General features: G+C 67.5%; 6 protein-coding genes. 3 read left to right on the top strand and 3 right to left on the bottom strand.

All coding sequences use genetic code 11. The features are described from left to right. Positions 1-961: 961 nt before the first annotated feature. Together EJK15_RS66500 and EJK15_RS73920 are read right to left on the bottom strand one after the other, a co-directional pair. Positions 962-2059 (bottom strand): NmrA family NAD(P)-binding protein, encoded by a 1098-nt coding sequence (locus tag EJK15_RS66500; RefSeq protein WP_138720469.1) that lies wholly within the window; start codon positions 2057-2059, stop codon positions 962-964. Positions 2060-2818: 759 nt separating this feature from the next. After that, positions 2819-3115, bottom strand: a complete 297-nt coding sequence (locus tag EJK15_RS73920) for an enolase C-terminal domain-like protein (RefSeq protein ID WP_276615608.1) — start codon at positions 3113-3115, stop codon at positions 2819-2821. A 262-nt stretch (positions 3116-3377) separates the two neighbouring features. On the opposite strand from EJK15_RS73920, the gene EJK15_RS66490 reads away from it, so the two are divergent. The 3 genes from EJK15_RS66490 to EJK15_RS66480 all read left to right on the top strand — a co-directional run bounded on the left by EJK15_RS66490 (position 3378) and on the right by EJK15_RS66480 (position 5212). Continuing rightward, a complete protein-coding gene (locus EJK15_RS66490) occupies positions 3378-3872 on the top strand; it encodes a hypothetical protein (RefSeq protein WP_206062234.1) in 495 nt (164 codons plus the stop codon). 9 nt (positions 3873-3881) lie between these two features. Continuing rightward, positions 3882-4451 carry a TetR/AcrR family transcriptional regulator gene (locus EJK15_RS66485; protein WP_138720468.1) on the top strand — a complete coding sequence of 190 codons (570 nt, stop codon included), beginning with the start codon at positions 3882-3884 and terminating at the stop codon, positions 4449-4451. A gap of 314 nt (positions 4452-4765) precedes the next feature. Continuing rightward, positions 4766-5212 carry a hypothetical protein gene (locus EJK15_RS66480; RefSeq protein WP_138720467.1) on the top strand — a complete coding sequence of 149 codons (447 nt, stop codon included), beginning with the start codon at positions 4766-4768 and terminating at the stop codon, positions 5210-5212. Between the two features lie 264 nt (positions 5213-5476). Here EJK15_RS66480 and EJK15_RS66475 read toward each other — a convergent pair whose 3' ends face one another. Then, positions 5477-6517: a LacI family DNA-binding transcriptional regulator gene (locus tag EJK15_RS66475; RefSeq protein ID WP_138720466.1), complete on the bottom strand. Its 1041-nt coding sequence runs from the start codon at positions 6515-6517 to the stop codon at positions 5477-5479. Positions 6518-6650 lie beyond the last annotated feature (133 nt).

Genomic DNA, 6650 nt, shown 5'->3' with positions numbered 1-6650 from the left:
GCCGTTACCAGCGACGCATGCCAAGGCGGGAACAGGTCTCACGGACACTGACCAGGGACTACACCTTCGATATCAACCGAACCTCCATTTGGTAAGCCCACTCACAACCTGCGACCTCGTGTCGCACCGTCCTCTGTACCCCGTGGGGGCAACGGTGTCTACACGGTCAGGTTCGGTCCCCGGCCGCCGTTCGCCGCCTTCCAACGACTCGGCCCCTGTTCACCACGGTCAGCATCCCGTCCCGCAGTGTGGACATGACGAGGCATCAGCAAGGATTCACGGTCGTTCGCCCTTCCAGCCTTCCCCTCGCCTGTGGTCCCCGGACGGAACGGGCACCCTTGGGCTTTCCTCTGGGCTCCGCACCCCACGGTTACCCGCAGCGCACGCCAGAGCAGGGACAGGTCTCAGACACTGACCTGGATCACGGTCCCGACATCGCCGGGCCTCCCTTCTCGTGACCACTCACAACGTGCGACCTCATGTCGCAACCGAAGGTGTCCCCAGGCCCAAAGGAGGTTCCGATCGGCCCTCCGCCCACAAACGTGTCCCCAGCCGCCAGGTACCTCCGCGACTATGCGGGCTCGCCGTAGTCGGCGACGTATGCCGCGTAGTTCTCCGCAATGATGGCCCGCCCGGCCTCCGCGGTGAGGTGGTCCACCAAGGAGACGGCCGGCACCTTTCGGCCGTCGATGGTGGACGTGATCTGTTCGATCCGGCGGTCCAGATCAGCAACGACGCTGGGGACTCGAAGCCGACCCGATCACACATCGATGCCGGGACATCACACTTCGCTCAAGATCATTTTCATCGCCAGCCGCTGTTCCTGGCATCAACCCCGAATCAGTTCCTGCTTGAGCTTGCGCTTGAAAACCGATCGGTTTGGAGCACCCTCTGCCGGAATGCCCGATCGCCCGTTCCTGACCGTGTTGGCCGGGCCATGGGCGGCGCTGATCGCGCCCGCCTACAACGTGCCCGTCCTGAAATCCGCGCTGCTCTTGAGGACCGCGGAGTCTATGCTCCAGTTCTCCGGCTGGACTCTCTCCCAGAGACTTCCCTTGCCGAGCTCCCTTCCCAACTGGTCTTCGCGACGGAACCACTCCTCAGCGCTTCTGATCCTGTCGGGGTGAATTTCGTCGAGCAGAGCGTAGTCCCTGGCGATGATTCCGTGCTTCCACACATTCCAGAAGCCCGTGAAATTGTCGCGGAAGCTCATGGTGCTCTTGTCGTTGGGATCGGCGTTGTATCCGGCAGGATGATCAGCAATCCCCCTCAGGTCCGGACTGTTCCAATATGTGTCCAGATCGGTGTCGATGTACTGGGCCGGATGCCCGGTGACCTTCTCGAATGCCGCCGCCATATCGGCATAGGTCATGTGCTCGATGGCGACTTCGAGGTCCATGCCATTGGCCCGTTCCGGATGGTCGAAGAGCCAGCGGACATAGAATCCGCAGTCCTCGAGAGCCACGTGCGGAACGGCTCCCTCGCCGAGCGGGACTCGCCACGTGACGACGCCGTCCTCGATGGTGGGTGTCATGGGTGTGAGCGGTGAGATGACCATCTCGATGTAGGGACCTGACGTGAAGACCGCTGCTCCCATGCGGTCCCTGTTCTTTTCGTTCTGGAACAGAACCCATTCGGCCATGCGGCCCTTGCCGTCGTAGTGGCCGGTGCGGAACCTGGAGTCGTAGCCTGATTTCTTCAGGGCGTAGTCGAGATTTCCGTAGACGAAGAACTTGATTCCTTCTTCGATCGCTATCTCATAACTGCGGATGGCCCAGTAGGTCTCGGTCTTCTCGCCGGTGTTGAACCCGTCGATGTTGATGAACGCCCCGTCACAGCCGCGAAATCCTTCGCGCAGCACGTCCTCGTCGGCGAATGACCCTTCGAGGATGGAGACGTTGCCGAGCGCGAGGAGAGCCTGGGCCCGGGGGGAGGTGGCATCCCGGGTGAGGACCCGGACGGAGTACTTCTTGTCGGCGACGAGGGCGCGAACGATGGGTATTCCTTGAGCCCCTGTACCGCCGATGACGAAGATGGTGGAGGTGGCATGAGCAGACATGGTTTTGACTCCGAGGTTGAGTACGCACGCGATCAGCACGCGCCGGGCGCGGCGCGTTCGGGACTGATCTCTGCATCGGCTTGGCGATCAACGGCACTGACCGACTGACGCTGCGCCGATGCCCGTGGATCAGAGACCCTTGAAACCGATCGGTTTCCACCAAGGTACACCGATCGGTTTCTAAGCGGCAAGCGCCCGGGTATCCGGTTCTCGACAGTTGACCGTGAGGAGGTGCCTGCGGGCTCGACGTAGAGGACGCCGTTTCTCCGGCGGAATTTCCGCAGATCCGCCGGGCCGCAGGGAGGGCCTCCCCAGTTCCCGCCGCCACCTTCTGTGCGTTCCACGTCCACTACGCCGGGAGTTCTCAAGGGCTGCACCTTCAGGATCTTCACGCCGTCCATGGCCTTCGCCCTGAAGGACCGGGCTCGGCTCTCCCTTTGCCCCGCACATGGCGGCCTTCGACGCTGGACTTCGACCCGGCCCGTTCCAGGCCGGAGCGCCAGCCTGCTACCGGGCTCCCTGGCGATTACCCGGACCGGACTTGCGCCGGCTGGCGACGACGACCTTGCGATCAGGCCATGACCGCATCAGCGATCACCTCCAGATCTCTGGGCGTACTCCCATCGAGTGGTGTAACAGCGGTCTTCGCATAGCCCCTGGTCATGGGCGGCCACCGCGCAACTCTCCGAGTGGAGAGGCTCGTTCAACGAGAGGACGCGCCACGGGCTACCAGGAGGCCAGTGAGCCATCCGTGTTGCGTCAGACCGGGTCGCGCCAGCAGTGGCCGCGTTCGGCGGCGGCCCGGACGGCGTTCTCGTCGATGGTGATGCCGAGGTCGGGCGGGGTCGGGCGGCCAATGTAGCCGTCACGGAAGGTGAAGGGCGTGGTGTCGGCGAGGTAGTCCAGCGGTCCGCTGCTGTCGCCGTAGCCGATGACCAGGGCCCGTTCCTGGATGAGGAAGCTGGGGATCGCGAAGTCGAGTTGGAAACTGGTGGCGAGGACGATTGGGTCGAGCGGGCAGTGCGGAGCCACCAGGACGTCGTAGGTCTCGTAGATGCCGCCAGCGTGGCTGATGTCCGGTTAGGCCACGGCCCCCGCGGGAGCACAGCCGTTCGCCGGTGCGATGGGACGGAGGTGGAGCGCACCACGGCGCCGAGGTCGCGGGAGAACTCCGGCAGCACGGGCTCTTCGACGAGGAGCGGCAGGACGCGGCGGGACATCGGGGCTTGCGCGCTGAAACCGATCGGTTTACGGTGGCAAAACTGATCGGTTTCTCGCCGTGGGGGCGAGTCCCGAATCGACTCACTAGGAGCATCGGATGACTGCCGCGCGCGACGCCGAGGGCCGGCCGACGGATCCCAGGCTTCCGGCGAAGCTGGCCGCCCACCCGTCGGAACGGGCCGTACTCGCCCGGCGCAGGGCCGGTGCGGTGAGCCGGCCGGCGGTGATCGACGCGGCCTGCCTTCGCGAGCTGTGCCTGGCGGCCGGTGCGGACGACGCGGCCGCGGTCAGCCTGGACCGCCCCGACCTGGCCGGCGAGCGCGAGCACGCGCTGGCCGCGTTGCCCGGCACCCGTACCCTGATCGCGATGGTGGTCCGGATGAACCGCGACAACTGCCGCTCCCCGGCCCGCAGCGTGGCCACCCAGGAGTTCCACCAGACCTCGGAGTGGCCCCGCGTGTGTCGCCCTGCCGGGAACTACAGGCGCGCACACCACCAGGCTCGGCGACGGTCTTCCCCCAGGCCGTCGCCGAGCCTCTGTCCGGAACCGCCTGGAAACCGATCGGTTTTCATTTCGTCCGCTTCGGGTTAACCTCGCGGTATGACCACCGAAGTGAAACTAAGCCCCAGGGAGCGGCTGCTGGAGGCGGCGGCCACGCTCACCTACCGAGACGGTGTCGGTATAGGCGTCGAGGCGCTGTGCAAGGCGGCGGGGGTGTCGAAGCGCTCCATGTACCAGCTGTTCGAGAGCAAGGACGAACTCCTGGCAGTTAGCATGAAGGAGCGCGCCGCCGCCTACGTGGCGACTCTCCTGCCTGCGGCGGACGACGGCCAGTCACCCCGCGACCGGATCCTGCACGTCTTCGAGCAGGTGGAATCGCAGGCAGGCGCGCCCGAGTTTCGAGGCTGTCGGTACCTGGCCGTGCAGATCGAACTCAAGGATCAGAGTCACCCCGCGAGCCAGGTCGCCCATCAGGTCAAGGCGAACCTGACCGCCTTCTTCCGCGCCGAGGCCGAGCAGGGCGGGGCAGGCGATCCCGACTTGCTGGCCCGGCAGCTCAGCCTGGTCTTCGACGGCGCCAGCGCCCGCGCGGGCATCGGAGCGGACAAGCTAACCGGACTCGTCGCACCCACGGTGACCACCCTGCTCGACGCGGCAGGCGTACGCTGACGCATCACCTTTCCAGAAAGCTCCCTCCGCCCGGCACCCGGGGGAAGCCCGATGGCCGTAAGAGTGTTGCCGAGCATGCCGCGAGCGAAGAAGCTCAGGCTGCCTCCCGCATCATGATGATTCTCAGCGCCAGCCGCTGTTCCTGGGTTCTGCTACGCCAGCGGCACATCCTCACCGAAGCCGGCCTCCTCATCCGGACCGGGGCGTCGCCGAGGGCCGCCCCACTGAACCAACACCGCCCCAGTGCCCGCGCGTTCTGCCAGACGGGACCCGTTGGTTCTGGACGAATCAGCGACCGAGGTTCTTGCCCGATCTTGAGGACGGCAGCGGCAACCCGAGCGGGCCGCCGGCGCTCAGCACGCCCACGCCCCGCGCTGACCGCGCTGCTCAGCCCCAACATCCACCTGCTGTCGGCCCACCTGATCGCCCTGCCGTCCGGCACGCCGCGCACCATCCGCACCCCCGAGCGGCCCGGCTGGCACCGCGACATGTACGGCGTCACCCACGACCTCGGCCCCTGCGACGTCGTCCTGTTCGAAAACCGCACCTTCCACGCCAGCGGCGTCAACACCTCCGGCCAGCCCCGCATCGCCTTCATGCTCCAGTACGGCTACCGCTGGCTGCAGCCTGTCGACGACCCCGCCCCCCAGCTCCAGCACCGCGCCGACCTCGACCCGATCACCCGCCAACTGCTGGGTGCCCCCGACCGCAACCCCGACGGCTCCCTCGCCAAAGGACGCGGCGCCGCGCCCTTGCGCTAGTGGTGGGCCACCACAACCGCCGCCTCCGCCGCACCTGCGTGAACATCGTCAGCTCTAGAGCACACCCATCGCGGCCGTGCGGCACGCTGGGCGGTGCCGTGTGATCGCCCTGGTCAGCGACATGACTATCCCTTTCTCTCGTACTTGGTCTGCCCCCCACCACACCGACTCACCCAACGGCGCCGCCCATCCCCGCACAGCGTGCAGGCACTGCCGGCCGGCCACGGGCGACAACATCCGCCCGCGCCGGCGCGGGCGACTCTTCTACGCGCCGGGCGCGGGCGGGGCGGTCGAGCGGCGGGGCACCAGGGCCGGCGTGACCGAGAACCGCACCGACGACATACGCCCCTCGATGCGCTCCAGCAGCAGCCGCCCCGCCATCCGCCCCATCACCGCCCCGTCCTGATCCACGCTCGTCAGCGAGATGTTCGACAGAGCCGCCAGCCGCGTGTTGTCGTAACCGGCCAGCGACATGTCCGCCGGCACCGACAGTCCCGCCTCGTGCAGCGCCCGCAACGCCCCCAACGCCGCCAGGTCCGCCCCCGCGAAGATCGCCGTCGGGCGCGGCGAGCGGGCGAGCAGCTCGCGCGCCCCCAGGTAGCCGCCCTCCTCGGTGTAGGCCGCCTGCGCCACCGCGATCTCGCTCTCCAGGCCGTGCTCGCGCATGACCCGCTCGTACGTCTCCGCCCTGATCGTCTCCAGCATCCCCGAGGTCCGCTCGCGGCGGCCCGGTGTGTTGCCGATGTGCGCGATCCGGCGGTGCCCCAGCCCGATCAGGTGCCGTACGACCAGCTCCGCGCCGAGCTCGTCATCGTCGTGCACCACGTCGTACACCGCCGACTTCCCGTGCAGGCCCAGCACCACCGTCGGCATCTGCGCCGCCACCTCCTCCAGCCGCGCCCGCCGCACCCGTGGCGCGATCATGAGGATGCCGTCCACCTGCCGGTCCACCAGTGCGTCGATCGCCCGCGTCTCCGCCTCGATGTCCGGGCCGCCCTGCACCATGATCACCTGGTAATCGGTGCCGGCGAGCTGCTCCGACAGGCCGTCCAGAATGTCAGGGAAGAACGGGTTACGCAGATCAGGAAGCAACACCCCGATCGTGAACGTACGCCCCCGCATCGCCCGTGCCGCCGCATGCGGCCGGTAGCCGAGCTCCTCGATGGCCGCCTTGACCCGATCGCGCATGGCCGGGCTGACACCGTAGGCACTGCGCAGCACCTTCGACACCGCCGTCGTCGACACCCCGGCGTGGCGCGCCACATCGCCGATCGTCACCCGCCGCGGCCGCTCCCGCGTGGTCATCCGCCTGCCTCTCCCGTTGGACGAGCCGATTGTACGAGCGCCCCGACCGTACGCGCGCACCCCCGCCCCGCGCGCCAGGCCGGAACGAGCTTCCCGGCCCACATCCGCGGGCCCGCCCCGGTCTCTTACAACC

The sequence above is a fragment of the Nonomuraea basaltis genome (assembly GCF_005893125.1).
GTDB lineage: Bacteria > Actinomycetota > Actinomycetes > Streptosporangiales > Streptosporangiaceae > Nonomuraea > Nonomuraea basaltis.
This window is presented reverse-complemented; position numbering and strand designations above follow the sequence as displayed.

Bases quoted from the DNA above. Each gene is read 5' to 3' on its own strand.
- EJK15_RS66500 (WP_138720469.1), bottom strand. From the start codon at position 2,059: ATGTCTGCTCATGCCACCTCCACCATCTTCGTCATCGGCGGTACAGGG.
- EJK15_RS66485 (WP_138720468.1), top strand. From the start codon at position 3,882: ATGACCACCGAAGTGAAACTAAGCCCCAGGGAGCGGCTGCTGGAGGCG.
- EJK15_RS66490 (WP_206062234.1), top strand. From the start codon at position 3,378: ATGACTGCCGCGCGCGACGCCGAGGGCCGGCCGACGGATCCCAGGCTT.
- EJK15_RS66475 (WP_138720466.1), bottom strand. From the start codon at position 6,517: ATGACCACGCGGGAGCGGCCGCGGCGGGTGACGATCGGCGATGTGGCG.